This is a genomic window from Paucibacter sp. DJ2R-2, from assembly GCF_025717675.1.
Classification (GTDB): Bacteria; Pseudomonadota; Gammaproteobacteria; order Burkholderiales; family Burkholderiaceae_C; genus Paucibacter_A.
This window is the reverse complement of record NZ_JAJIRT010000010.1, coordinates 176,642-202,326: the sequence shown is the minus strand read 5'-3', so window position 1 is coordinate 202,326 and position 25,685 is coordinate 176,642. Positions and strand designations below refer to the sequence as shown.

General features: G+C 67.4%; 19 protein-coding genes. 13 read left to right on the top strand and 6 right to left on the bottom strand.

The window, feature by feature from the left end:
- Window positions 1-197 precede the first annotated feature (197 nt).
- The 7 genes from LNV28_RS20720 (at window position 198) to LNV28_RS20690 (ending at window position 11,661) form a co-directional block, all read left to right on the top strand.
- A complete protein-coding gene (locus tag LNV28_RS20720) occupies window positions 198-1,703 on the top strand; it encodes a DEAD/DEAH box helicase (RefSeq protein WP_263520482.1) in 1,506 nt (501 codons plus the stop codon).
- A gap of 102 nt (window positions 1,704-1,805) precedes the next feature.
- A complete protein-coding gene (locus LNV28_RS20715; protein ID WP_263520481.1) occupies window positions 1,806-2,489 on the top strand; it encodes an NAD(P)H-binding protein in 684 nt (227 codons plus the stop codon).
- Complete coding sequence (locus LNV28_RS20710) at window positions 2,486-3,859, top strand: MBL fold metallo-hydrolase RNA specificity domain-containing protein (RefSeq protein WP_263520480.1); 1,374 nt, start codon at window positions 2,486-2,488, stop codon at window positions 3,857-3,859. The genes LNV28_RS20715 and LNV28_RS20710 overlap by 4 nt, the downstream gene beginning before the upstream one ends.
- Window positions 3,856-5,175, top strand: coding sequence for an MgtC/SapB family protein (locus tag LNV28_RS20705; protein WP_263520479.1), 1,320 nt, complete (start codon window positions 3,856-3,858; stop codon window positions 5,173-5,175). Before LNV28_RS20710 ends, LNV28_RS20705 begins: the two co-directional genes overlap by 4 nt.
- 2 nt (window positions 5,176-5,177) lie before the next feature.
- Window positions 5,178-7,139: a bifunctional tRNA (5-methylaminomethyl-2-thiouridine)(34)-methyltransferase MnmC2/FAD-dependent 5-carboxymethylaminomethyl-2-thiouridine(34) oxidoreductase MnmC1 gene (gene mnmC / locus LNV28_RS20700; RefSeq protein ID WP_263520478.1), complete on the top strand. Its 1,962-nt coding sequence runs from the start codon at window positions 5,178-5,180 to the stop codon at window positions 7,137-7,139.
- A gap of 170 nt (window positions 7,140-7,309) precedes the next feature.
- Window positions 7,310-9,439 carry a sensor histidine kinase gene (locus LNV28_RS20695; protein WP_263520477.1) on the top strand — a complete coding sequence of 710 codons (2,130 nt, stop codon included), beginning with the start codon at window positions 7,310-7,312 and terminating at the stop codon, window positions 9,437-9,439.
- 8 nt (window positions 9,440-9,447) lie between these two features.
- On the top strand, window positions 9,448-11,661 hold the full coding sequence (locus tag LNV28_RS20690; RefSeq protein WP_263520476.1) for a sensor histidine kinase: 2,214 nt from the start codon (window positions 9,448-9,450) through the stop codon (window positions 11,659-11,661).
- Here LNV28_RS20690 and rpiA read toward each other — a convergent pair.
- Window positions 11,648-12,310 carry a ribose-5-phosphate isomerase RpiA gene (rpiA, locus tag LNV28_RS20685; RefSeq protein WP_263520475.1) on the bottom strand — a complete coding sequence of 221 codons (663 nt, stop codon included), beginning with the start codon at window positions 12,308-12,310 and terminating at the stop codon, window positions 11,648-11,650. The two genes, LNV28_RS20690 and rpiA, sit on opposite strands and share 14 nt — an antisense overlap.
- 269 nt (window positions 12,311-12,579) lie before the next feature.
- Here rpiA and LNV28_RS20680 point away from each other — a divergent pair, with 269 nt between their 5' ends.
- Window positions 12,580-12,963, top strand: coding sequence for a hypothetical protein (locus tag LNV28_RS20680; RefSeq protein ID WP_263520474.1), 384 nt, complete (start codon window positions 12,580-12,582; stop codon window positions 12,961-12,963).
- A 114-nt stretch (window positions 12,964-13,077) separates the two neighbouring features.
- Here the strand turns inward: LNV28_RS20680 and LNV28_RS20675 are convergent, their stop codons facing one another.
- From LNV28_RS20675 to LNV28_RS20660, 4 genes are all read right to left on the bottom strand, one after another.
- A complete protein-coding gene (locus LNV28_RS20675) occupies window positions 13,078-14,667 on the bottom strand; it encodes a carotenoid oxygenase family protein (protein WP_263520473.1) in 1,590 nt (529 codons plus the stop codon).
- A 32-nt stretch (window positions 14,668-14,699) separates the two neighbouring features.
- Window positions 14,700-15,209 carry a DUF2141 domain-containing protein gene (locus LNV28_RS20670; RefSeq protein WP_263520472.1) on the bottom strand — a complete coding sequence of 170 codons (510 nt, stop codon included), beginning with the start codon at window positions 15,207-15,209 and terminating at the stop codon, window positions 14,700-14,702.
- 358 nt (window positions 15,210-15,567) lie between these two features.
- A complete protein-coding gene (locus tag LNV28_RS20665; protein ID WP_263520471.1) occupies window positions 15,568-16,704 on the bottom strand; it encodes a 3-deoxy-7-phosphoheptulonate synthase in 1,137 nt (378 codons plus the stop codon).
- Between the two features lie 44 nt (window positions 16,705-16,748).
- A complete protein-coding gene (locus LNV28_RS20660; protein ID WP_263520470.1) occupies window positions 16,749-17,618 on the bottom strand; it encodes a DMT family transporter in 870 nt (289 codons plus the stop codon).
- 251 nt (window positions 17,619-17,869) lie between these two features.
- On the opposite strand from LNV28_RS20660, the gene LNV28_RS20655 reads away from it, so the two are divergent.
- The 5 genes from LNV28_RS20655 to LNV28_RS20635 all read left to right on the top strand — a co-directional run bounded on the left by LNV28_RS20655 (window position 17,870) and on the right by LNV28_RS20635 (window position 24,798).
- Window positions 17,870-18,835, top strand: coding sequence for a LysR family transcriptional regulator (locus tag LNV28_RS20655; RefSeq protein ID WP_263520469.1), 966 nt, complete (start codon window positions 17,870-17,872; stop codon window positions 18,833-18,835).
- 59 nt (window positions 18,836-18,894) lie between these two features.
- Window positions 18,895-19,935, top strand: a complete 1,041-nt coding sequence (locus LNV28_RS20650; RefSeq protein WP_263520468.1) for a quinone-dependent dihydroorotate dehydrogenase — start codon at window positions 18,895-18,897, stop codon at window positions 19,933-19,935.
- Window positions 19,936-19,948: 13 nt separating this feature from the next.
- Complete coding sequence (locus LNV28_RS20645; protein ID WP_263520467.1) at window positions 19,949-20,410, top strand: CYTH domain-containing protein; 462 nt, start codon at window positions 19,949-19,951, stop codon at window positions 20,408-20,410.
- Between the two features lie 185 nt (window positions 20,411-20,595).
- Entirely contained in the window at window positions 20,596-22,737 is a 2,142-nt protein-coding gene (locus tag LNV28_RS20640; RefSeq protein WP_263520466.1) for a M64 family metallopeptidase, read from the top strand.
- 189 nt (window positions 22,738-22,926) lie between these two features.
- Window positions 22,927-24,798, top strand: a complete 1,872-nt coding sequence (locus LNV28_RS20635; RefSeq protein WP_263520465.1) for an immunoglobulin domain-containing protein — start codon at window positions 22,927-22,929, stop codon at window positions 24,796-24,798.
- Window positions 24,799-24,829: 31 nt separating this feature from the next.
- On the opposite strand, the gene bla is transcribed toward LNV28_RS20635, so the two are convergent.
- The gene (bla, locus tag LNV28_RS20630) at window positions 24,830-25,672 is read right to left on the bottom strand and encodes a class A beta-lactamase (protein WP_263520464.1); all 843 of its coding nucleotides are present in this window, start codon (window positions 25,670-25,672) and stop codon (window positions 24,830-24,832) included.
- Window positions 25,673-25,685 lie beyond the last annotated feature (13 nt).

Here is a 25,685-nt window from a genome sequence, read left to right as displayed (position 1 = left end):
TGGCCCGCCCCACAGGGAGAAACCCGGCCGCGCCACCCTGGCCGGCTATACTGCGAGCTGTCGCCACGGCTACCAGTCTTGCCGTGGCGTTCATTTTTTTGAGCTCCAGCGCCCCTCCTTTTCGCAGGCTCGAAGACTGGCGATGCACCCCGTGCACGCGGCCCAGCACCCGATGAGTTGCGCTCAACAAGCAATCAATGACATTTGAATCTTTGGGCCTTGCCGCGCCCCTGCTGAAGGCCATCGCCGACGCCGGCTACACCACCCCCACCCCGATCCAAGCACAAGCGATCCCCGCCGTCATGCAAGGCGGCGACCTGATGGCCGGCGCCCAGACCGGCACCGGCAAGACCGCCGGCTTCACCCTGCCCCTGCTGCACCGCTTGAGCGAAGGCGCTCCGGTGCTGAACAAGCGCGGCAAGCCCGCCATCCGCGCCCTGGTGCTGACCCCCACCCGCGAACTTGCGGCCCAGGTCGAAGAAAGCGTCAAGACCTACGGCAAGTACCTGCCCCTGAAGAGCATGGTCATGTTCGGCGGCGTGGGCATGCAGCCGCAAATCAACCGTCTGCGTGACGGCGTCGACATCCTGGTGGCCACCCCCGGCCGCCTGCTCGACCATGCGCAGCAAGGCACGCTGGATCTCTCACAAGTGCAGATCCTGGTGCTGGACGAAGCCGACCGCATGCTGGACATGGGCTTTGTGCATGACATCAAGAAGGTCCTGGCCCTGCTGCCCGCGAAGAAGCAGTCGCTGCTGTTCAGCGCCACTTTCAGCGATGACATCAAGAACCTGGCCGACCGCCTGCTGAACCAGCCCGCCCTGATCGAAGTGGCCCGCCGCAACCAGACCAACGAGTCGATTGCGCAGAAGGTCCACCCGGTCGGCCGCGAGCGCAAGAAGGAACTGCTGGTCCACCTGATCAAGGGCGGCCTGGACGGAGCGCCTTGGCACCAGGTGCTGGTGTTCACGCGCATGAAGCATGGCGCCAACCGCCTGACCGACTACCTGAATGACCAGGGCATCAGTGCCATGGCCATCCACGGCAACAAGAGCCAAGGTGCACGCACCAAGGCCCTCGCCGACTTCAAGAGCGGTGAGCTGACCTGCCTGGTGGCGACCGACATCGCCGCGCGCGGTATCGACATCGACCAGCTGCCCCACGTCGTCAACTACGAACTGCCCAATGTCCCCGAGGACTATGTGCACCGCATCGGCCGCACCGGCCGCGCCGGCGCCCAGGGCGAGGCGGTCAGCCTGGTCTGCGTGGACGAGAACGGCTTCCTGCGCGAGATCGAAAAGCTGATCAAGCGCGAGATCCCCAAGGAAATCGTGGCCGGCTTCGCACCCGACCCGAGCGAGCGCCCCGAGCCCATCGTGCTGGGCCGCATGATCCTGAACACCAACGGCAGCCGCTCCGGCGGCGGTGGCCGTGGCGGCAACTCGCGCGGCGGTGGTGGTGGCGGTGGCCGCCCCGGCGCGCGCCCCGGTGGCGCACCGGGCCAGAGCCGTGACGGCGGCGCCCCGCGCTCGGCCGCGCCGCAAGGTCGCTCCGGCGGTGGCGGCGGTGGTGGCGGTGGACGTCCCTCGGCAGGCCGCCCGGCCGGCGGTGGCGGCGGCCGTCCCCAAGGTGGTGGTGGCGGCGGTGGTGGTGGTGGCGCAGGCCGCGGCCAAGGCTCACGCCTGACCAGCCCCAAGCGCTGAACACGTTTCAGCCCTGACCCGAGCCCGGCCCACGCCGGGCTTTTTTCATGGCCGCGCGGACGTAGGATGCAGGCCACGCATATCGCGGATTGGAGTCATCGCTTGAGCCCACACATGCCCAAGGTCTGGATCGCCGGCGCCACCGGCCTGGTCGGCCGCGCGCTGCTGGCCGAGCTTTTGGCCCGGCCGCTGGAAGTCCACGCCCTGCTGCGTCGCGACGCGCCAGAACTGGGCCGCCACGCGAACCTGCATCCCCAGCGCGTCAACTTCGGCCGCCCCGATCTGGGCCCGGCCCATATTCCGGCACCGGACGAGCTCTACATCACCCTGGGCACCACGATTGCTGCGGCGGGCTCACAAGAAGCCTTCCGCGAGGTGGACTTCGACGCTGTGCTCCACGTCGCCCGGGTCGCCCGGGCCGGTGGTGCACGCCGCTGCGCCGTCGTCTCGGCCATGGGGGCCGCCCCGAGCTCGCGGGTGTTCTACAACCGCGTCAAAGGTGAGATGGAGCAGGCCTTGATGGGCTTGCACTTCAAGCGCCTGGTGATCGCCCGCCCGGCCCTTCTGCTCGGCGAACGCGGCGGCCTGGGCCAGCCACACCGTGCCGGCGAGGCTTGGGGCCAGCGCTTGCTGCGCCCTTTGAGCCCCCTGCTACCAGCACGCTGGCGGCCGATTCAAGCGGACACCGTGGCGCGGGCACTCACCCTTGCCCTGCATCAAGACGGGCCGGCCGTACAGGTGCTGGAATCCGATGCCTTGCAAAACCTGGGAGCCCTGCCCTCATGAAGCTGACCTTTCTCGGCGCCGCCGACTGCGTCACCGGTTCGCGCCATTTGCTGGAACTGGGCAAGCAGCGCCTGCTGCTCGATTGCGGACTGTTCCAGGGCTTCAAGACCCTGCGCGAACGCAACTGGGCACCGCTGGGCGTGGCGGCTGCCAGCGTCGATGCGGTGCTGCTCAGCCATGCCCACCTCGACCACAGCGGCTACATCCCGGCGCTGCGCCGCCAGGGTTTCCGGGGTCAGGTCTTTTCCACCTCGGCCACCCGGGACCTGTGTGAGGTGTTGCTGCTGGACAGCGCCCATCTGCAGGAAGAAGACGCACGCCAGGCCAACCGCCACGGCACCTCCAAGCATGAGAAAGCCCTGCCGCTCTACACCGTCAGCGAAACCAAGAAGGTGATCGAGCATTTCGTCGGCGTCCACCGCGACGGCCGCCTCAAGCTCGGCAAGGCCGAGATCCGCTTCACGCCGGTCGGCCACCTGCTGGGCGCCTGTGCCATCACGGTGCGCCATGGCGGCAAGACCCTGGTCTACAGCGGCGATGTCGGCCGCAGCAATGATTTGCTGATGCCGGCGCCGCAGCGTCTGGAAGAGGCCGATGTGCTGCTGATCGAATCGACCTACGGCAACCGCCAGCACCCGCCCGAGGACGTGCAGGCACGCCTGGCGCAAGTCCTGCGGCAGACCTTCCAGCGCGGCGGCAGCGTCCTGCTGCCCAGTTTCGCGGTCGGCCGGGCGCAAGCCCTGCTGCTGGTGCTGCAGCGTCTGCGCGAAGCGGGTGAGCTGAGCCAGGATGTGCCCATCTACCTGGACAGCCCCATGGCCATCGAGGCCACAGAGCTGACCCTCAAGCACAAGAAGCTGCTGCGCATCTCCCCGTCCGACGCCCAGGGCTTGTGCGACGGTGTCACCGTCATCAGCAAATCGGCCGAGTCCATGAAGCTGGCGCGCAGCATGAGCAGCCCGCGCACCCGGCCTTCCATCATCATCTCGGCCAGTGGCATGGCCACCGGCGGCCGCGTGCTCAACCACATCGAGACCATGGCGCCGCAGGCCCGCCACCACATCGCCTTCCCGGGCTTCCAGGTCGGCGGCAGCCGCGGCGCCAAGATGGTGGCCGGCGAACGCCAGATCAAGCTGCATGGCCAGTATGTGCCGGTCAATGCCGAGATCAGCCATCTCGAAGGCTTCTCCGGCCATGCCGACGCCGACGGCCTGATGGCCTGGCTGCGCGGCTTCAAGCGCGCGCCCGAGCAGGTCTTCGTGGTGCACGGTGAACCGGGCGCCAGCGACGCCTTGCGCAGCCGCATTCAAGACGAACTCGGTTGGCGCGTGCGCGTGCCGCAACATGGGGAAACGGTCGAGCTCGGATGAATCTGCTGGAACAAGCATTTGGTGCCCAAGCTGGCTTGGCCATGGGCTTGATGGCCGCCCTGGGCAGCGGGCTCTTGATCGGACTGGAGCGCGAGCGCCACAAAGGCCGAGGCCACGCGGGCACGCGTGCCCAAGAGCCTGCCGGCCTGCGCACCTTCACCATCGCCGCCCTGGCCGGCGCCTTGGCTCATGGCCTGGCTGTGCCGGGCTTGGTGGCGGTGGGCGCGCTGGCGATCACGGTGCTGGCGGCCATGGCCTACTTCCGCAGCAGCGAGCGAGACCCGGGTCTGACCACCGAGATGGCCCTGCTGGCGACCTATCTCATCGGCGTGCTGTGCGTGCAAGCGCCGCTGCTGGGCGCACCGGCCGCGGTCACCCTGACCGCCTTGCTCAGCGCCCGCACCGCCCTGCACCGCTTTGCCACCCGCATGCTGCGCGAGGATGAATTGCACGACGGACTGCTGCTGGCAGCCCTGGCCCTGGTCGTGCTGCCCCTGATGCCGACCGAGCCCCTGCCCTGGCTGGCGGGCATGAAGGCACATTCGCTGATGGGCCTGATGCTCTTGCTGCTGGGCCTGCAGGCTTTCGGTTATGTGGCGCTGCGTCTGCTGGGTGCGCAGACCGGCTTGGCGCTTTCGGGCTTGATGTCGGGTCTGGTATCCAGCACCGCCACCATCGCCGCCATGGGCCAGCGCGCGCGCGCCGAACCGCCGCTGTTCCTGGCCTGTGCGGCCGGCGCTGTCATGTCCAGCGCGGCCACCTGGCTGCAGGCCAGCTTGATGCTGCTGGCCCTGGCACCGGAGGCGGCCATGAGTTTTCTGCCCATGGGCGGGGCCGGTATCGCGGTGGCTGGCGGGGCCGGTTTGCTATTGGCTCGCCAGGCCCGCCTTACTCAGAAAGCGCAAGCCAGCGACGCAGCGCCCGCGACGGCCAAGGCCGTGCAGCGCGGCGGGCCGCTGCGGCTGAAGGAAGCGGCACTGATTGCCTTGCTTTTGAGCGTGGTGACCGTGGTGGTCAGCTGGGCCGAGCAGCGCTTCGGCAGCTCGGGCCTGTTCGGCGCGGTGGCGCTGACCGGTCTGGCCGATGCCCACGCGCCGGTGGCTTCACTGGCCGGCCTGGCCCATGCCGGCCAGATCGACGCCCGCCTGATGTGCCAGGGTGTGCTGGCCGCCATCGCCAGCAACAGCCTGACGCGCAGCCTGACCGCCTGGCTGGCGGGCGGCCCGCGCTTCGCCCTGATCGTGGCCTCGGTGCTGTTCAGCTCCCTGGCGCTGGCCGCCGCCCTGCTGTGGCTGCTGCTGCCTTTTCTGAGCTGACGATGTCGATCCGAAACAAGAAGCTCGTCACACTGACACCCGCCCGCATCGACTTCGCCGACCCCAGCGCACCGCTGGCGCCGGATTTCGGCGATGTCTATCACAGCCGCGCCGGCGCCCTGGCCCAGGCCCGCCATGTCTTTCTCGGCGCCAACGGCCTGCCCGGTCGCTGGGCCGGGCGCGATGAGTTCGTGATCCTGGAGACCGGCTTCGGCCTGGGCAACAACTTCCTGGCCACCTGGGAGGCCTGGCGCCAGGACTCGCAGCGCTGCGAGCGCCTGGTCTTCATCAGCATCGAGAAGCACCCCGTGCTGCGCGCCGACCTGACACGCGCCCATGCACAGAGCGAGCTGCCCGAGCAGGCGGCGGCGCTGCTGGCCGCCTGGCCACCGCTGACGCCCGATCTGCACCGCCTCAGCTTCGAGCAAGGCCAGGTGCAGCTGCTGCTGTGCTTCGGGGACGCCCAGCACTGGCTGCGCGAACTGGTGGCCGAGGTCGATGCCTTTTACCTGGACGGTTTCAACCCACAGCAGAACCCGGAGATGTGGGACCGCCACCTGCTCAAGGCTCTGGGCCGCCATGCAGCTCCTGGCGCCACGGCCGGCAGCTGGAGCGTGGCGCCGCAGGTGCGCGAGGGTCTGACGGCAGCCGGCTTCGAGGTCGAGCGCCAGCGTGGCTTTGCCAACAAGGGTGGCATGTGTGTGGCCCGCTATCTGCCGCGCCATCAGCTGCAGAAGCCAGCCGCCAGGGCCGCCCTGGCGCCGGGCGCGCGCACGGCCCTGGTGCTGGGCGCGGGTCTGGCCGGTGCAGCCTGCGCCTGGGCCTTGGCGCAGCGCGGCATTGCGTGCACGGTGATCGATGAGCATGGCGGGCCGGCCCAGGCCAGCTCGGGCAACCCGGGTGGCTTGTTCCACGGCACCCTCAACCCCGACGACGGCATCCACGCCCGCTTCAACCGCGCCGCTGCCTTGGAGACCGAGCGGGTGCTGCGCAGCCTGCCCGATTTGCCCTGGCTGCAGCGCGGGCTGCTGCGCGTCGAGAGCGAACGTGATGCCGTGCAGATGCAGGCCTTGATCGAGCGGCTGAGCCTGCCGCCCGACTATGTCCAGGCAATGGATGCAGCGCAGGCGCAAGCGCTCAGCGGCCTGGCCCTGGACCGGCCGGCCTGGTTCTACCCCGGCGGTGGCGCCTTGCCGCCGGCCGCCTATGTCGCAGCCCTGCTGGCACACAGCCGCGCGGCGCTGCGCTGGCACAGTCCGGTGCTGCGCCTCAGCCAAAACACGGATGCCAGCTGGCAGGCTTGGGGGGCGGACGGGCAATTGCTCGGCGAGGCCCCGCTGCTGGTGTTGGCGGGCGGCCACCGGGCGCAGGCCTTGCTGCAAGACCTGGCCCCGGATCTGCCGCTTCTGCGCCTGCGCGGCCAGCTCAGCCATGTGGCCGAGGGTGGGCCTCGACCGCTGCGGCCGGTGGCCGGGCAAGGCTATGCCATCGCTGACCCTGACAAGGGCTTCTGGTGCGGCGCCACCAGCCAAGAAAACGACCCGGAGGCCGAGTTGAGGGTCGCCGACCATGCGCACAACCTGGGCCAGTTCGCCGACCTGGCCGGCTTGGGCCTGGCTCAAGCCGAGCGCCTGCAAGCCAGCGGCGGCCGCGTGGGCTGGCGCCTGGCCACGCCGGACCGCCTGCCGCTGGTCGGTGGCCTGACACAGACTGCACCGGCTCCATCTACTGAGGAGTCGGCCAGCGCCCTGCCGGACCAGCTCCGATTCATGCCGCGCCGGACCGGCCTGGCGGTCTGCATGGCCCTGGGCTCCCGTGGCATCGGCTGGGCGGCCTTGTGCGCGCAGGTGCTGGCGGCACAGGTGACCGGGGCACCGGTGCCCTTGCCGGCCAGCCTGATTGAGGCCATTGACCCGGCGCGCTTCCTGCTGCGCCGGCAGCGACAGGGCCGCAGCGCGGGCTGAATGCGCAACCCGGCGTCTATGGCCTGTTAACACTGCGCCGATGCGACAAAAGCTGCACAGTTTTCGCAAAGCGTCGGTTGTGCGATAGGCGAGCCGCCACGCCCTCGCTTAGCATGGACCCCAGCGCCCCGATTTGCCGCGGGCGCCAGCCGTCCACTCTCCAGGCCGACATGAGCGACATCGACCGCCCTGGCATGCCCAACACCGCGCCCCTGAGCGAGGGCGGCGCCATCGACCGGACGCTGGAGCAGGCACGCTCTCATGCCACCAGCTTCGAGCAGTCCTTCTTTGCCGAGCGCCTGAGCCAGTTGCAGGACCAGGCCTTGACGACCGAGCAAGCGCTAGAACTCGAGGCCTTCCGACTGCTCGCCCTCGCGACGGCGCCCGCAGTCGAGCCTCAAGACCTGCTGCTCAAGGGTCGGGACCTGCTCGATCTGTCCCAGGCCCACGGCTTCAAGCTGGCCGAAGCCGCTTGCTGGCGAGCCATCCAGTGGGTGCAGACGCGGCTCAAGCTTCACCATGCGGCCCTGGAAAGCATTGCCCACGCGGCGGCCTTGTACGAGCAAGCCGAGCGCCTCGATCTGGCGCAGCTGATGCGTGTGGCGCGCTGCCCCGTGCTCTTCATGGCCGAGATGTACCCGGAGCTGCGCCAGACCAGCGCGGCCTTGCTGCAGCAGCGTGCCGAGCTGCCGCCGGCTTTGCAGCAGCTGGTGCTCAACAATGCAGCCTCGGCGGCCTATTACCTCGCCAATGAAGAGGTCGACGCCAGCCAGGCTCGCCGCTTCTGGGAGGAATGCCTGGCGCTCCATCAGGAAAGCCTGTGCCTGACACAGGCCCATGGTCTGGGCTATGCCGAGCTGGTGGCCCACTTGAACCTGGCGGTGGTGCACGCCACCTTGGGCCACGGCAGCGCCTGCCGAGAGCATCTCAGCCGGCTTCATGCCCAGGCCGGCGACGGCCCGTTGCAGCCGTCCTGGCTGCTGTGGGAGCGCCTGTGCGGCGTGCTGCTGCGCTGCCGCGAAGGCGGGCGAGACGAGGCCTGGCATGCCCTGCTGGCGCTCGACGCTGAGCTGAGCAAAGCGCCGGCGATCAGCGTCGGGCACCGCGATGCAGTACTGCACGCCCTGCGCTATTTCGGTGAGCGCTGGGGCTTTATGGACCAGGCCTTGCGGGCCAGCCTGACCCAGCTGCAGCAGGAACGCGAGCGCAAACGCGAGCTCTCACGCGCACTCGGTGAGACCGTCCAAGCCGTGATGGAACGGCCGCGCCTCTTGCAGGCGAATGAGCTGCTGAGCCGCCACGGCAGCGAGCTGGAGCAGTCGCTCGCTCAGCGCAACCAGGAGCTCAGCCATGCCTTGGCCAAGGTGCAGGCCGAGGCCAGCATCCGCGCGGCGGCAGAAGCGGCCCTGAAGCGTGCCCATGATGAGCTGGAAGCCCAGGTGCTGCAGCGCACGGCCGAGCTGGAGGTCGCCCTACGCACCTTGATGCAACAGGAAAAGCAGCTGGCGCTCTCGCGCATGGTGGTCGGCGTGGCGCATGAGATGAACACCCCGCTCGGCAATGCGCGCATGGCGGCCAGCACCATGCAGGACCAATGCCAGTCCTTGCGCCAGCAGGCCCGCGACGGCCTGCTGCGACGCAGCGATTTAGACCAAGGCCTCGCGCGCCTGCAAGAAGGCAGTGCCATGGTGGACCGCGGCCTGGCGCGCGCCGGCCAGTTGGTCGAGCGCTTCAAGGCCCTGGCCATCAGCCAGCACCAGGAAGTCGCCCAGGACTTCGATCTGGCAGTGCAGCTGCGTGAATGGGCTGAGGTTTGGCGCGGCCGGCTGCCGGGCGCAGGTTTTCAGCTGGAGCTCTGCGGCCTGCCGCCCACCCTGCCCTGGCACGGTCATCGGCGCGCCCTGCACGAAGTGCTGGAGCAGCTCTTTGACAACAGCATTCAGCATGCTTGGGCAGGACGCAACGCTGGCCGCATCGTGGTCAAGCTGGGCCTCAAGGCGGGTGAGCCCCTGCTCGGCTTGGATTGGCAAGACGACGGGCCGGGCATTCCGCCCGAGCATCTGCCCCATGTGCTGGAGCCCTTCTTCAGCGCCCGGCTCGGCCAGGGCGGCAGCGGCTTGGGCCTGAGCACGGTGCACAGCCTGGTCTGCGCCCTGATGGGAGGGCGCATGGCCGTACACAGCGAAGCCGGCCAGGGCTGCCGAGTGGCCATCGAGCTGCCCGCCCGACCCAACCGCGCCGCAGCCGCCATTCCGGATGATGTGCCCATGCCACTGGGCGAAGCACAGCACCGCACTTGAACAGACACATGAGCAGCAGTCGCAGTACCCAGCCCGCAAATCCGCAGCCCCAGGCCAATGAAGCGCCCAGCAGCAGCAGCAACAACACGGTCGGAACGGTCGGGGAACGTCTGGCCCGCTTGCGCCATGCCCTGATCGGCTGGTTGGACCTGCAGGCCAAAGAAGAGTTGCGCCTGCTGCAGACCCAGGGGCCGAGCAGCGCCGAGGCGGTCGAGATCGAGGCCTACACCTTGCTGCTCGATCTGCGCAACGAGCCGCAGCAGGCGCTGCTGGCCCTGCAGCGCTGCAGCGAGCTGATGAGCTTGGCCCAGGGCTTGAAGAAGCCGCTGTGTGAAGCGGCGGTCTGGCGTGTCATGCAGACGCTGCAGAGCTTTCTGATGCTGCACCCGGCGGCCCTGCACAGCGTTGGCATGGCGGCCCGGCTCTACGCCGAAAGTGGCGAGCCCGAGCTCGAGCAGATGATGCTCGAGTCGCGCCACTATGTGCTCTTCCATGCGCAGATGTATGAGGAGCTCTACCGCTCTTGCCAGGCCCAGCTGAGCCTGCCCGGCAACCGCGAGCGCAGCTTCGGCTACCGTCTGCTCTCGGGGGCCGCCGGCGCCGCTTACAACATGGGCATACGCTGCCCGGATGCACGGGCCCGGCAGACCTGGTGGCGCGAGGCCCTTCAGCTGCACCGCGAGGCCCTGGACATGAGCCGGCAGCAAGGTCAGCGCATGATGGAGGCGATCAGCCTGCTCAATATGTGCGTGGTGCTGGCCTCGCTGGGTGAAGTCGAGGAAGCGCGCAACGCCCTGCGCGGGGTCGATGCCTTGCCTCAAGTCGACCAGGGCCGGCCCGGCTGGATGGCCTGGTACCGCTTGGCCGAGGCCTTGATCCAGGTGCACGAAGATCCCACGCAGACCGCTGCGGCCACGACCGCCTGGACTGGGCTGCTGGAGATCACACGCTCGCTTCAGGACGGCGGACTCAACCACGCCGCCGCCGCGGAAGTGGCGCTGCGCACGGTGCGCATCCTAGGCCAGGAGCGCGGCCAACTGCAGGACGCACTCTGGGCCGCCGACACCTTGCTGGAGCAGCAGGTGCGCAGCATGCGTGAGCTGGCGCAGAACATGTCCGACACCTTGAGCGCCGTCATCGAGCGCCCCCGTCTGATGCAGGAGAAAGAGCGCCTGGCCGAGCATGGCTTTGCGCTCGAAAGCTCGCTGGCTCAGCGCAATGCCGAGTTGTCCTCGGCCCTGGCCAAGGTGCAGGCCGAAGCCAGCATCCGCGCCGCGGCCGAAGCGGCCCTGAAGCGGGCCCACGACGAACTGGAAGCACAGGTGCAACAACGCACGGCCGAGCTGGAGCAGGCCATGCGGGCCCTGATGAAGCAGGAGAAGCAGCTGGCCTTGTCACGCATGGTGGCCGGCATGGCCCATGAAATGAACACGCCGCTGGGCAACGCCCGCATGGCCGCCAGCGCCATACAGGCCCAGGGCGAAGGCTTGAGCCGAAGCATGGCGGCAGGCACGGTCAAACGCAGCCAGCTCAGCGAGCTGATCGCCGGCTTGCACAAGGGCAGTTCGCTGATGGACCGTTCCCTGCAAAGAGTGGCCGCCCTGGTGGAGCGCTTCAAGTCCCTGGACAGCCAAGGCACGAGCGAGAGCGCCCAAACCTTCGATCTTTGCGCCCTGGTTCAGGAGCTGAGCCTCAGCTGGCAAAACCAGCTCAAGGAAGGACAGATCCTGCTGCAGCTGGAAATGCCGGCCTCACTTGAGATCCACGGCCACGCCCATGCCTGCGTGCAGGTGCTTCAAGAGCTGTTCGCCAACAGCTTGAGCCACGGCCTGGCCGGCCAGCAAGAGCCGCCTCCGCACCTGCGTCTCACCCTGCGCCTGCGCCCCGACCTGGGTCAGGGCCAAGGCCGTGAGCTGATCGAGCTGAACTGGCATGACAACGGCGCCGGTGTCGCCGCCGAGCATCTGGCGCGGGTGCTGGAGCCTTTTTTCTCCACCCGTTTGGGCCAGAGTGGTGCGGGCCTGGGCTTGTCCATGGTTCACAACTTGGTGGTCGATCTCATGGGGGGCCAGATCCAGGTCATCAGCCCGGACCGGCCGGCCGACCGAGGCACCTGTGTTCAGCTGCTATGGCCGCGTGCTTTGCCTGGCCCTGACAGGAGCTCCAAAGACACCCAGGCCAGCCCAGAAGCCCGGCCGGGCACCTCACTCAATCAAAGCTGAGTGTCTTGACGCCTTCGCTGGTGCCAAGCAGGCAGACCGAGGCCCGGTTGCGCGCGAACACACCGACGGTCACAACACCGGGCCATTGATTGACATCGGCCTCGAAGGCGCGCGGGTCGGTGATCTGCAGGCCGGTGACATCGAGGATGTGGCAGCCGTTGTCGGTGACGACGCCAGCTCGCAGGGTAGCCACGCCGCCCTGTGCGGCAAAACGACGCGCCAGTTGCGCGGCGGCCATGGGAATCACCTCGACCGGCAGCGGGAACTTGCCCAGGGCCTGGACCAGCTTGGATTCGTCGGCAATGCAGACAAACTGCTGCGCCAGATCGGCCACGATCTTCTCGCGCGTCAGTGCGGCGCCGCCGCCCTTGATCATGTGGCCGCCATGGTCGATCTCATCGGCACCGTCGATGTAAACGCCCAGGCTTTGCACCTCGGCGGCATCGAGCACGGGAATGCCCAGAGCCTTCATGCGCTCGGTGGAGCGCACCGAGCTGGACACAGCACCCGCCACCTTGATGTCGCTGGCGGCCAGTGCGTCGATGAACTTGTCCACCGTCGAGCCGGTACCGACGCCGACGATGCTGCCCGGCTTCACATATTGCAGAGCGGCTTGGCCAACCAGGGTCTTGAGTTCGTCTTGGGTCATGGTGCGTCGAGAGCAAAAAGGGAATGAAAGAGCGGCGCGCTTCGAGCACGCCGCAGCCGCGACATTATCGACGAGGCGCCAGCCCAACCCCGCTTGGACCGCGCTGCCCCCGTGAATGCGCTCCGCATACCCCCATGGCAAGACCCTCGAACAAATACTGTTTGCACATACAGCTGTTTGTTTATACAGTTGCCTCAGCGCTGCGACGGGACACCCGGTCTTCCGCATCTGCAGCCCGCGCCCAAACCTGAGACTCTGGAGCACTGACGATGAACCTGGCACCCCACCCCACCCCCGCGGCACAAACCCACGAAGCACAAGGCCAAGCGTCCCACCTGCCCGCCTGGGTGGCGCGCGTCGGTCAAGCGCCTCAACGCAACTTCCAAGGTAGCTTTCAAGGCAGAAACACGCCAGGCAGCCGCGCAAACGGCAAGGTCGGAGCAGGTATTGGCCGCAACCCCGTCACCCGTCTCTTGCGCCTGCTGCGCGACCCACAATCCTGGATCACGGCCATCGCCGTGCTCACCGTGGTGGGCCTCAGCGGCGGTGCCTTTGAGGCAGAAGAGTCCCACAGCGAACGCAGCGTCCTGCACCTGAACAGCGGCATGACCAATGACGCGGTGGTGGCCGAATTGAGCAGCAGCCAGCGCTGAAGGTTCAAAGTGAACGAGTGAATGAATGAACAGGTGACAGGCCCACCGGCTCGATTCACGATTCACGATTCACGATTCACGATTCACGATTCACCTGTTCACCTGTTCACCTGTTCACCTGTTCACACCCTCCCCATAGAACTTGCCGTGGAAGCCGTAAGTGACCCAGTACGGCAACCACACCCGGGCCAGCGGACCGGCGCTGAGCGCCTGGGCATCGAAGACGCTGGCAAAGCTGCGCTGGCGGCGGCAGTCATAGCCCAGGCCCAGCAACCAGCCTTGTCCCTCGCCGGCCGCCCCTTGCGGCGTGCCGGGCTTGGGCACCAGCACATGTTCTTCCAGCACTACTTCGGGGCCGAAGGCGAAGCGTTCGCGGCGGCCGCTGTCCAGGTCCAGGTGCATCAAGCCGTTGAAGCCCCAGCGTGAGCCCAGGTCCACGGCGGTCGGATAGTAGACATGGCGATGGCGCTGGCCGACCACGCGTGGGTCCACCACCGGGAACTCGACCGATTCGCTGCGCGACTGCAGCGTGATGCGGCCCGCTGATGCGGGGCTGAGTCCGGCAGCACCCGCCGCGGCCGCCCCCATCTGCAAGCGCATGAAGCGCGGCTGCGAACTCTGCGGCACCGGCCGCTCACCGCGCATCACCTGGCGCAGTTCAGCATTGACCTGAGGCAAGGGACGAGACTCCACATAGTCCAGATGCAAGGTCTCGGCACCGGCCGGCCCCTCGTCCCATGCGTTGCCGAAGTGAAAGACCAGGCTGGCCGGCATTTCGAAGACCCGACGGCGGCTGAAATCTGCCTTGTCCACCACCAGCACCCGGGTCGCGTCTTGCGCCTGCCAGCGCATCGAATCCAGCATGCTTTGACCACCGCGCAAGGCGGCCATGTCCAGTTGAATCGGCGGCAGCAGAAACACCAGAAAGCGCTGCGAGACCGCGAAGTCGTGGACCATGGGCACGGGGACGGGTGAATCAAACACCTCGCTGCGCAAGACCTGACCCTGGGCCGAGATCTGGTAGACCGCCATGCGATCGCCGGCCGTGCCAAAGTTCCAGACCGTGCCGTCCGGCTCCACCTTGGGGTGGGCCGAGAACGGCATGCCGGCCAACTCGGGCGACCAAACCCGCGGGCCGCGGGTGGCCAGGGTCTGCGGATCCAACTCGTAGGCGCTGCCGCCTTCCCAGAGTGCATGAAGGCGGCCATTCAGCAGCAGCACGCTGGTGTTGGCCACATTGAGGCTGTCGGGGTTTTGGATGGCCATGCGCGGCGGAATCGCCGTGCCAAAGGCTGGCAACAAGAAACGCCCGGCTTCCGCCTCGGCCTTGAACTTGCGCGTCTGCACAAAGCGCGCCTTGTGCGTCACCTGGGCCCGACCGGCGCTACCGCCGAAGGTCCAGGCCTGGACCAGACCATCGCCATCGAACCAATGGCGGTAGCGCTCCTCGCCGCGCGCCATCAGGCCGGGGCCGTTGCGGTAATAGGTACCGCGCAGGCCATCAGGCAGGCGGCCTTCGATCTGCAGGTCACGAGCGTCCAGGTCCTGGCCTCGCAAGCCCTGCAGCGGGGCCAGTTCGGGCGCGGCGCTGGCGAAGGCCGGCGCCGCCAAGCCCTGAGCCAAGGCTTCTTGCACACCGCTCCAGGCCAGGCCGCCGGCCACACCGAGCTTGAGCCAGTCGCGTCTTTGCATCTTCATGTTCATGGCATCCACTCCTTGTTGCGTCCGCTGCCCAGTCACTTCAAAGACACGCTCAAGCGCGCACCGGCCTTCACCTCGAACAGCGCCGCCTCGAACTTCGGCGGACCGAACATGCCGGTGGCATTGTTGGAAAAGGCAAAGGGTTCGGTGGGCATGCGCATGGCGTTCATGTCCAAGCGGCCATTGCTGTTGAGGTCATGGGCCACGTTCAAGGCCAGGCGGCCGGCCGGCAGAGCGCCGAGCTTGATCAGCAGGCGCCCATCTTTTTGCGAGCTGGCCTCGGCGCGCACGACGGCCACCGGTTTCTTGAGCCAGTCCTCGGGCGAGGCAAACACGCTGATCAGGATCTGGCCCTCGCTGCTGGCGATGCCGGTCAGCTCCAGTTCCATGTCGGCCGTCGCAGCGCCAGCGGCAGGCACAACATCGGCCGCCCAGGCCGGCCCGGCCGGCAGGCTCAAGGCCAGAGCCGCGCTCAGCGCGAGCCCGCAGGAAGCAAGAGACAAAAACATGCGCAGTGCAAGCGGCTTGCGGTTCGACTTCTTCATGGCAGGACCTCTGGGGTTCAGTGACGATGGCTGAACTCTAGAAAGACCTGCGGCGCCGGCCCAGCGCGATGCGACCAAGCGAAGCGCTGCGGTGCCAGCGGCAGCCGGCGGGCGCGAAATGAAGGGCTGCGGTCCGATCCCTAGGGCCAAGCCCCGACCCGGAAAGAAAAAGGGCGACCGCACGCGGTCGCCCCAGATTTGATGAAGGTCGGACGCAGAGGGTGAGAAGTTTTGTAGCGAGCGGCAGTCAGACTAGGCGGGCGAAGCGCAGGAACCGGAACGTACTCTATGTACGTGAGGATTCCGAGCATTCGACCAACGACGTATGGCAGCCGCGCAGTAAAAAGTTCTCAGCCTCTCAGCCGCGCCGTGCACGCACGGCTGCCGCCAGTTCGCGCAGCAGTGGCTCGGTCTGCGACCAGCCCAGGCAAGCGTCGGTGATGGAGACACCAGGCAACAGGTCGTGCTTGGTCTGACCATCAGCCAGGTCCTGCCGGCCCGGCTGCAGATGCGACTCGATCATCACGCCGGTGATGCGTGCGTCGCCGCCGGCGATCTGTGCGGCCACGTCGCGGCCGACATCAATCTGGCGCTCGAACTTCTTGCTCGAATTGGCATGCGAGAAGTCCACCATCACCTGCTCGCGCAGGCCGGCGCTGCGCATGGCCTCGCAGGCCGCGGCAACAGACGCCGCGTCGTAATTGGGCGCCTTGCCACCGCGCAGAATGATGTGGCAGTCGTCGTTGCCGCGGGTTTCGAAAATCGCAGCCGCGCCCATCTTGGTCATGCCCATGAAAGCATGGCTGGCCTGGGCGGCCTGCACCGCATCGCTGGCGACCTTGATGCCGCCGTCGGTGCCGTTCTTGAAGCCCACGGGGCAGGACAGGCCGGAAGCCAGCTGGCGGTGGCTCTGGCTCTCGGTCGTGCGCGCGCCGATGGCGCCCCAGGACACCAGATCGCTGATGTACTGCGGCGACAGCAGGTCCAGGAACTCGGTACCGGCCGGCAGGCCCAGGGCCGTCACATCGAGCAGCAGCTTGCGCGCCAGGCGCAGGCCTTCGTTCATGTGGAAGCTGCCGTCCAGGCGCGGGTCATTGATGTAGCCCTTCCAGCCGACTGTGGTGCGCGGCTTTTCGAAGTACACGCGCATGACGATCAGCAGGTCTTTCTGCAGCTCGGCGCGCAGGTCCTTGAGCAAGCGGGCGTAGTCCATGGCCTGGTCGTGGTCATGGATGGAGCATGGGCCCACCACCACCAGCAGGCGGTCATCGCGGCCATGCAGCACATCGCTGATGTCGCGGCGTGCTTGCTCGACCAGCTGCAGCGAACTGTCCGGCGGCGGCAACTCATCCAGCAGCAGGGCCGGCGAAATCAAGGGGCGAACGGCGCCGATGCGGGTGTCATCGGTGCGGGTGCTGTCCAGCGTGCTGGCATCGCCAGCATCGCTGCGGCGGCCGATTTCGCGGTCCTTTGCGGGGTTGTCGAGAGACTGCATGACTCAAACTCCAAGAAACATTGCAGGCATTATCCGTGCAGGGCCTAAGCCGGTGTCCGCGCGGACAAGAAGACCGCAGCTGCCGACAACGCCAGGCCCAGCAAAGCCAAGACCGGCAAAGCCTCCCCAAGCAAGGCCCAGCCCATCAGCGTGGACATGGCCGGGATCAGGAAGAACAGCGCCGCCACCCGGCTGGCCGAGCCGCGCCGCACCATGCTGAACATCAGGCTGAAGGCACCAATCGAATTGACCCCGGCCAGCCACAGCAGCACCCACCAAAGCTCCTCGCTGCGCCACTCGACCTGCACGCCGCCCTCGACCACCACAGCAAGCACCAGCATGGCCAGCGCTGCCACCGTCATCTGGATGGCGCTGCCGCTGCGCAAATCCATGCCGGCGCAGAAGCGCTTCTGGTACAGCGTGCCCAGGACCAAACCGGCCAAGCCCAGCAGACCCATGCCGTAGGCAAGCCCCGCCGTGCCGCCGTCCCCCGCACCCTGCTGGGCGATAGGCTTGGCCAGCACCACCAGGCCTACACCCGCCAAACCCAAGGCCAGGCCCCAAGCCTGGCGAGGCCGTATGCGTTCGGCCAGCCAGAGATGGCCGCCCAGGGCCGTCAGCAAGGGCATGAGCCCGATCAGCAGCGCGGCCACGCCGCTGTGCAGGCCCCAGCGCATGGCCTGGTAGACGCCGGCGAAATGCAGTACCTGGATCAAAAGCCCCACCACGCCCAGATGCAGCCAGGCCCGCGCCGACTGCGGCCATGGCGCGCGGCTGAAGCCCGCGATCGCCACCAAGAGCAGCGCCGCCAAACCAAAACGAAGGCTGAGCAGGCTCAGCGGTGCCGCGTGCGCCAGGCCCAGCTTGCCCATGGGATAGCCGCTGCTCCAGAACAGAATGAACAGCCAGGGCAAGGCCCGCGTTGGAACGGCCGCAGCGGATGACGCCGAGGCGGGTGAAGCCGAAGCAGGTGAGCGATGGGGAACCAAGACCGGTGCAGCAGGATTCATCAGGTGCCGGCGCAAACGCCGCTCGCTGGAAACAAGAAAGAGGTGAAGCCACTGTAGAAACAAGCTAGTCAAGCCACAATCCATCAACTCTTCATTTCAAAGTTTCCACGAAGGAAACAATCACGGCGCCGAAATTGGCCATAGAACGGGTGAACATGGGGCGTTTGGAAGACTTGCAGAGCTTTGTCCGCATCGTCGAGACGCGCAGCTTCTCGGCCGGCGCACGGCTGGTGGGCAGCAGCAAATCGGCGCTGAGCAAGCAGATCAGCCGGCTGGAAGCCGAGCTGGGCACGCGCTTGCTGCACCGCAGCACCCGCAGCCTGAGCCCCACGCCAGAAGGCCAGGCCGTCTACGAGCGCGCCCTGCGCCTGCTGGACGATGCCCAGGCCCTGGACGCCGAGCTGCGCGACCGGCGCGAACAACCGCGCGGCCTCTTGCGCCTGAGCACATCCACCTCCTTCGGCAATCTGCAACTGACCGCGCTCCTGGCCGGCTTTTGCCGCCAGCACCCGCAGCTGCAGGTGGTGCTGGGTTTGAATGACCGTTACGTTGACCTGGCCGAGGAAGGCTTTGATGTAGTGCTGCGCCTGACCGGCGCGCCCTCACCAGGCCTGGTGGCGCGGCGCTTGGCACCCATCCACTACCGCCTCTGTGCCTCGCCGGCTTACCTGGCCGAAGCGGGCCAGCCCGAGGCTGTGGCCGACTTGGCTTCGCACCGCTGCCTGCGTTTTGGCTATCTGCAAGCGCCCGAGCGCTGGCGCTTTCGCCACGCCGGCAGCGGGCAGGAGAACAGCGTCGATGTGCAAGGCGCCCTGCGTTTTGAGAGCGGCCTGACCGTCAACAGCAGCGAATCGCTGCGCGTGGCCTCACTGGCGGGATTGGGCATCGCCGTGCTGCCCAGCTATGCCGTGGGCGCCGATCTGCGCGAGAGCCGGCTGGTGCAGCTGCTGCCCGAATGGCGGCCGATCAGCGGCATTGCCGAGGCCGACACCCTCTATGCCGTCTACCTGCCCAACCGCCAGCCCAGCACCAAGGTGCGGGCCTTGATTGACTACCTGCTGGAGCAGTTGGACGAGCTGCCGCCCTGGGACCGCGAACCGGCCACCCAGCCAGCCACCTAGGCTGCGCAGCTCAAAGCTGCGCAGGGGGCGGGGTCGGGCCAATGCGACAATTCCCCGCTATGCCTCTGATCCCCTACGCCCTCACCCGCCCTTTTCTGTTCGGCCTGGACCCCGAACATGCCCATGAGCTGACGCTGGGCGCCATCGCCCGGCTGCAGAACACACCGGCGCAATGCCTGTGGTCGCAGCCGCGCATCGCCGATCCGATCGAGCTGGCCGGGCTGAAGTTCCCCAACCGCATCGGCCTGGCCGCCGGCCTGGACAAGAACGGCCGCTGCATCGACGGCCTGGGTGCCATGGGTTTCGGTTTCATCGAGGTGGGCACGGTCACGCCCAAAGGCCAGCCCGGCAACGACAAGCCGCGCATGTTCCGCCTGCCCGAGGCCGGCGCCCTGATCAACCGCCTGGGTTTCAACAACGAAGGCCTGGCCAGTTTCCTGGCCAACGTCCAGCGCGCACACAGCTTCCGCGCGGCCGGCGGCCTGCTGGGCCTGAACATCGGCAAGAACGCGGTCACTCCGATTGAAGACGCGGCCAGCGACTACCTGCTGGGCCTGGACGGTGTGTTCCCGCACGCCGACTACATCACCGTCAACATCTCCAGCCCCAACACCAAGAACCTGCGCGCCCTGCAAAGCGACGAAGCCTTGGACGCCCTGCTCGGCCGCCTGCAGGAACGCAAGCTGCAGCTGGAAGCGAATGCCAAGCGCCAGGTGCCCATGTTCGTCAAGATCGCGCCCGATCTGGATGAAGAGCAGGTGGCCGTGATCGCCCAAACCCTGCAAAAGAACGGCATCGACGGCGTGATCGCCACCAACACCACCATCTCCCGAGAGGCCGTCAAAGGCATGACGCACGCCGAGGAAACCGGTGGCCTCTCGGGCCGGCCGGTGTTCGAGGCCAGCAACCGCGTGATCCGCCTGCTGCGCTCGGCCCTGGGGGGCAACTACCCCATCATCGGCGTGGGTGGCGTGATGAGCGGCGAAGACGCTCGCGCCAAGCTGCAAGCCGGCGCCGACCTGGTGCAGATCTACACCGGCCTGATTTACCAAGGGCCTGCCCTGGTGCGCGACTGCGCTCGCGCCATGGCCCGAGTCTGATCGGCCACGTCTCATGGCGGTCGAAATCGAACGCAAATTCCTGGTCCTCGGCGAGGCCTGGAAGGCCAACGGCCCCGGCGAGTTCATCAGCCAGGGCTATCTGAACCGCGACCCGGCGCGCACGGTGCGTGTGCGCATCAAGGGCGAACAGGCCTGGCTGACCATTAAAGGCCGCAGCGAAGGCGTGGCCCGGGCCGAATTTGAATACCCCGTGCCGGTGGCCGACGCGCGCGAGCTGCTGGCCCTGTGCGAAGGCCCGCGGGTCGAGAAGATCCGCCGCGAGATCCGCCACGCCGGCATGCTCTGGGAAGTGGACGAATTCCTCGGCGACAACGCCGGCCTGGTGGTGGCCGAGATCGAGCTCAGCGAGGCTGACCAGGCCTTCGAGCGCCCCGACTGGCTGGGCGAGGAAGTCAGCCAGGACCCGCGCTATTTCAACTCGGCGCTCAGCAAGCTGCCCTACAGCCGCTGGTGAACCCGGCCAGGCCGGCCACGCCGACCCATCGGGTTAGTCCCGAGATGCAACGAAACCACGTTTGCATCCATTCTTTCGTTTTGGGCGCATTCCGTACAAGCCGCCCGCGCTGAGTTTCACGACCATGGCGCTCCGTCATCCCCTGGTTGGGCCACCCGCTCGACCGCAACCGATGGAGCATGCCCATGAAGCATTGGAACCCACTCTCACTCTCGATTCCTGGCGCCGCTTTGGCGCTCTTCGCCGTCACGGCACAGGCCCAAGACCTGCTGCTGCGGCTGTCCGCCGACGCCAGGCTCGGCAGCACCAGCCTCGACATCAGCCATGCCCAACGCGGCAGCTTTGCCCAGCCAGGCGCCAAGCGAACGCCGCGCGAGGGCGACCTGCTCGTGATCGGGCGCAATGCCCAAGGGCAGGAGCTGTTTCGCCGCTCGGTCGCCAACCCCAGCCGCAAGACGGCCGAGATCTTCCATGAGGAGACAGGGCACATCGAGTTGTCACGCCCCCTGGCAGCCCAGGGTGCGATCGAACTGAGCATCCCAGAGCCCAGCCAGCTCGCCAGCATTGAGTTGAGCGAATACCGCAGCCAGCTGGGCCTGAGCGCGACTCCAGGCCGACGCCTCGGCCGCAAGGAGCTGGATGCCCTGGTTCAACGCACAGAGCAGCAAAACGCCTTGGCGGCGAGCGCCGTGCCAACGGGCAGCACCCTGCTCTGGGAAAGCGGCAGCAGCGCTCAGCGCATGGACATCGTGATCATCGGCGATGGCTTCACGCGGGCCGAAATGCCGGCCTGGCAAACCGCGGCCAAGCGGGTGTCGGACGGCATCCTGGCCGACCCGCTGTTCGCCCGCTTCAAGGGCGCGCTGAACATCCGCCGCGTCGACATCGAGAGCGCCCAGTCGGGCGTGAGCGAAGGCGGGGTGGTGCGCAACTCGGCGCTGGGCAGCCAGGTGGGCTGCTTCAATATCGCGCGCCTGGTGTGCACCGACGAGGCCAAGGTGCTGGCGGCCGTGTCGGCCGTGGCGCCGGCCAATGGCCGAGATGTGATCATCGTGCTGGTCAACAGCAGCACCTATGCCGGTGCCGCCAGCGGCAATATCGGCGGCTTCTCCCTGCACCCCCAGTCGATCGAAATCGCCCTGCATGAGATCGGCCATGCCGCGCTCCAGCTGGCCGACGAATACGACAACGGAAGCTGCGACACCAGCAGCGAACCCCGCGCCGCCAATGTCACCCGCGTGGCCACGCGCAGCGGGGTCAAATGGGCGCCGTTGATCGCCGCCACCACGCCGGTGCCGACCAACCCGGGCTCGGTCAGCAATGGCACGGTCGGGGTGTTCCAGGGCGCCGACTACTGCCCCAGCGGCAAGTACCGCCCGACCGAAACCTCGCGCATGCGCGCCCTGTCCAACCCCTGGCATGCCGTCAACGAAGCGCGGGCCAAGGTGGTGTTCGACAGCTACACCGGTGGCGCTGGCGACGCACTGCCCGTGATCAGCAGCCCGCCGCGCAGCGTGACGGTCAATGCCGGCCAAAGCGCCAACTTCAGCGTCAGCGCCAGCGGCAACGGCCTGGGCTATCAATGGCGCAAGAACGGCAGCGCCATCGCCGGCGCCACGGCAGCTAGCTACAGCACCGGCCCCACCAGCCTCAGCGACAACGGCGGGCAGTTCACGGTGCTGGTCAGCAACAGCGCCGGCAGCGTGAGCAGCGCGGCAGCCACGCTGACGGTCAAGAGCAGCGAGGTCCTGCCGCCCACCATCAGCAGCCAGCCGGCCAGTGTCAGCGTTCGCCTGGGCAGCCCGGCCAGCTTCTCGGTGAGCGCGGCCGGCACCGGGCCGCTGAGCTACCAATGGCGCAGGAACGGCAGCGCCATCGCCGGCGCCACAGCGGCCAGCTACACGACCGCCGCCAGCACCAGCGCCGACAACGGCGCGCAGTTCAGCGTCGTCGTGGCCAACAGTGCCGGCAGCGTCACCAGTGCCAACGCCACCTTGACCGTCACCGCGGACAACGGCGGCGGCAGCACCGTGAACAGCACGCTGGCGGCAGGCGCCAGCCTGACCTACCCCAGCGGCAGCCCGGGCTACCACCAAAGCAGCGCCGGGGGCAGCTTCAGCGCCACGCTCAAGGGCCCGGCCGGCGCCGACTTCGACCTCTACCTGTACAAGTGGAATGGCAGCAGCTGGGCCGTGGTCGCCAAGTCTGAAGGACCGGACGCCAACGAGGCCTTCAGCTACACCGGAACGCCCGGCTTCTACTACCTGCAGCTCCAGTCCTACGCCGGCAGCGGCGCGTTCACACTGAGCTACACCCTGCCGAAGTAAGGCCTTAGTTCACCACACCCAGCCCCAACGCCCGCCCGCTGCGCTCCAAGCCGCAGCGAGGCGCCCTGGCGCGCCCTCTCGAACGAACTCACCACAGACACAGCAGGGCGGCGCCAGCCATGGCACGCCCCCGCTGCAGGCGCAGGCACGATCGTCAGCGCCATGTTTCAAACACATAAGGAGACTTCCATGAGACACATCTTCAAGCAATGGACCTTGTCCTTGCTGGCCGCCCTGGCGCTCAGCGCCTGCGGCGGCGGCCAAGACCGCAGGCCCGAGCTGGCCATGAAGGCCGAGTCGGCCCCGATGCGCAAAGCACAAGCGGCAGCAGCATCCCCGACCACAGCGGCCGCCCAGCAAGGCATCGCCTTGGGTGACATCGACAAAGGCAGCTTCTGCTACAGCGAGCCCATCAACTTCAGCGCCGATGTCAGCGACCTGAAGGCGTCCTACCAAGCCAACAACTGGCTGCAAACCATCACCGGGGTCTACGGCCGCCGCTGGCCCAGCGGCAAGGCCCTGGCCACCGCTCAAGCCAATGATCAGTACTTCAAGGGCTTCGTCGACACCAGCAGCTTCAACAAGCTGGCCGAGTCCCTGATGGTGGCCATCCATGAAGAGACCCATATGTGGGACCTGGCGGCCGAACGGACGCAATGGAACAACTACAGCTCGTCCTGGATTGACGAGCAGACGCAGTTCCTCAAGTTCAATCTCTACGACAGCGACGGCGGCTTTGCGCGCAAGGAGATCTTGAGCCTCATCACCGATGACGCCTCGTCCGAGACCGATGAGGTCTATCTCAAGAATGCCCAGCAAGGGGAGTACCACCTGCACGGCGTCACGGCCGAACTCAATGCCAGCTTGATGGGCCTGCCGGCGGCGGCGGCGGTCGGGGAGTTCATCGACGGCATCGGCGCCAGCAACTCGCGTGACCTGGCTTTGACCAACACCAGCTATCTGCAGCTGTATCTGCGCGTGGCCAAGTCCAAGCACAGCGCCTACTACGACAAGCTCAAGAGCGACCCCACGCTGCGCAAATGGGTGCTGGTTCAGTTCCTGCGCAATGCCTACCACATCAAACAATCGGAGCGCTGGGCGGCCAAGCTGGGCAGCGCCAAGGTGCCGCGTCTGATCGCGCGGGTCTACGCCGCAGAGAACCTGGCCATTCTGGAAGACTTCACCGGCTACACCCTGCCCAAGACCATCGACAGCGCCTGCATGGGCGCCGCCGGTGCACCGGTCATCAACAGCCAGCCGCAGAACGTCGTGGCCAACGTCGGCCAGACGGTCAGCTTCAGCGTTCAGGCCAGCGGCTCGGGCCTGAGCTACCAGTGGCGCAAGAACGGCAGCCATCTGGGCAGCAACAGCAGCTCGGCCAGCTACAGCATCGGCGCCGTGCAAGCCAGCGATGCCGGCAGCTACAGCGTGCTGGTCAGCAACTCGCTGGGTTCGGTCAGCAGCAGTGCCGCTTCCTTGACGGTCAACCCAGCCAGTGAGATCCGCATCAGCATCACCCCGGCCTCGGTGACCCTCAGCCCCGGCGGCAGCCAGCAGTTCAGCGCCAATGTCACCGGCAGCAGCAACACGGCGGTCAGCTGGCGCGTGCTCGATGCCGGCGGCGGCAGCATCAGCAGCAGCGGCCGCTACACCGCGCCTCAGGTCGCGGGCAGCTACCGCGTCCAGGCCAGCAGCGTGGCCGACGCCAGCAAGACCGCGCAAGCGACCATCACCGTGAGCGGCGGTGGCGGCGGCAGCACCGTGAGCGGCTCGCTCAGCGGCGCGGGTGCCAGCGCCACCGTGCCAGGCGGCAGCCCGGGCTATCTGCGCACCACCGTGCAAGGCCTGTTCAAGGCCCAGCTCAGCGGCCCCGCCAACAGCGACTTCGATCTCTACCTCTACCGCTGGAACGGCAGCAGCTGGGCCGTGGTGGCCAAGTCCGAAGGCCCGGCATCCAACGAAGCCCTCAGCTACACAGGCGCCGCCGGCTTCTACTACTTCCAGATCAAGTCCTATGCGGGTGGCGGCGCTTACACCCTGAGCTACAGCACGCCCAAGTGAGGCGGGCGACCAGAGCCGATCGGCCCCGCCTTCAGCGCGCCGCCTCTGCCGGCGGCGGCGCAATCAGCTGAGCCAGGGCGCGCGTGGCCAGCTCCGCATGGGCCGCCTCCAACGCGGCCTGCGGCTGGCTGGAGCCGCTCATGAACACCGCCATCAGGATGGGCGCGCGGTCGGGTGGGAAAAACACCGCCACATCGTTGACCGCGCCGCGGGCACCGGTGCCGGTCTTGTCGGCCGCAGGCCAGCCCTGCGGTGCCCCGGCGCGCAAGCGGCGCAGGCCGGTCTCCGAGGCATTCATCCAGACCAGCAGCTGCTGTCGCAACTCCTCCGACAGCACGGAGCCAAGAATGCGATCCAGCAGGCTGACGAAGGCCGCAGGCGTACTGCTGTCGCGCGGGTCCTCGGGCTCATTGCTGTTGAGCGCCGGTTCGATGCGGTCCAGCCGGGTGATCGGGTCGCCCTGCTCGCGCGCGAAGCGGGTCAGGCCCGGCGGGCCGCCGACCAAAGGCAGCAGCAGATTGGCGGCCGGGTTGTCGCTGTGCACCAGGATGGCCGCACACAACTCGGCCACCGTCAGCGAGGCCGATTGCGAGCCGCCCGACAGCAGTGCGCCGGTGACCGGCGCATGCGGCAGCAGATCACGCGGGCCATAACGCAGGCGTTGATCGGATCGCAGCTGGCCGGCGTCGATGCGCGCCAGCACGGCGGCGGCCAGCAGCAGCTTGAAGGTGGAGCACATGGCGAAGCGCTCATCGGCGCGGTAACCAAGCTGCATCTGGTTCTCGGTGTTCAGCGCAAACACACCGATCTGACCACCGAGCCTCGCTTCAAGCGCCTGACAGGCAGCCTGGAAATCGAGGCTATCCAGGCTCACGGCCGTGGCCCAG

What these genes read in the sequence shown, in the direction of transcription:
- LNV28_RS20710 (WP_263520480.1), top strand. Translation starts at nt 2,486, where the DNA reads ATGAAGCTGACCTTTCTCGGCGCCGCCGACTGCGTCACCGGTTCGCGC.
- LNV28_RS20705 (WP_263520479.1), top strand. Translation starts at nt 3,856, where the DNA reads ATGAATCTGCTGGAACAAGCATTTGGTGCCCAAGCTGGCTTGGCCATG.
- LNV28_RS20665 (WP_263520471.1), bottom strand. Translation starts at nt 16,704, where the DNA reads ATGCAGTCTCTCGACAACCCCGCAAAGGACCGCGAAATCGGCCGCCGC.
- LNV28_RS20695 (WP_263520477.1), top strand. Translation starts at nt 7,310, where the DNA reads ATGAGCGACATCGACCGCCCTGGCATGCCCAACACCGCGCCCCTGAGC.
- LNV28_RS20680 (WP_263520474.1), top strand. Translation starts at nt 12,580, where the DNA reads ATGAACCTGGCACCCCACCCCACCCCCGCGGCACAAACCCACGAAGCA.
- LNV28_RS20650 (WP_263520468.1), top strand. Translation starts at nt 18,895, where the DNA reads ATGCCTCTGATCCCCTACGCCCTCACCCGCCCTTTTCTGTTCGGCCTG.
- LNV28_RS20640 (WP_263520466.1), top strand. Translation starts at nt 20,596, where the DNA reads ATGAAGCATTGGAACCCACTCTCACTCTCGATTCCTGGCGCCGCTTTG.
- rpiA (WP_263520475.1), bottom strand. Translation starts at nt 12,310, where the DNA reads ATGACCCAAGACGAACTCAAGACCCTGGTTGGCCAAGCCGCTCTGCAA.
- LNV28_RS20690 (WP_263520476.1), top strand. Translation starts at nt 9,448, where the DNA reads ATGAGCAGCAGTCGCAGTACCCAGCCCGCAAATCCGCAGCCCCAGGCC.
- LNV28_RS20635 (WP_263520465.1), top strand. Translation starts at nt 22,927, where the DNA reads ATGAGACACATCTTCAAGCAATGGACCTTGTCCTTGCTGGCCGCCCTG.
- LNV28_RS20655 (WP_263520469.1), top strand. Translation starts at nt 17,870, where the DNA reads ATGGGGCGTTTGGAAGACTTGCAGAGCTTTGTCCGCATCGTCGAGACG.
- LNV28_RS20670 (WP_263520472.1), bottom strand. Translation starts at nt 15,209, where the DNA reads ATGAAGAAGTCGAACCGCAAGCCGCTTGCACTGCGCATGTTTTTGTCT.
- mnmC (WP_263520478.1), top strand. Translation starts at nt 5,178, where the DNA reads ATGTCGATCCGAAACAAGAAGCTCGTCACACTGACACCCGCCCGCATC.
- LNV28_RS20675 (WP_263520473.1), bottom strand. Translation starts at nt 14,667, where the DNA reads ATGAACATGAAGATGCAAAGACGCGACTGGCTCAAGCTCGGTGTGGCC.
- LNV28_RS20645 (WP_263520467.1), top strand. Translation starts at nt 19,949, where the DNA reads ATGGCGGTCGAAATCGAACGCAAATTCCTGGTCCTCGGCGAGGCCTGG.
- LNV28_RS20720 (WP_263520482.1), top strand. Translation starts at nt 198, where the DNA reads ATGACATTTGAATCTTTGGGCCTTGCCGCGCCCCTGCTGAAGGCCATC.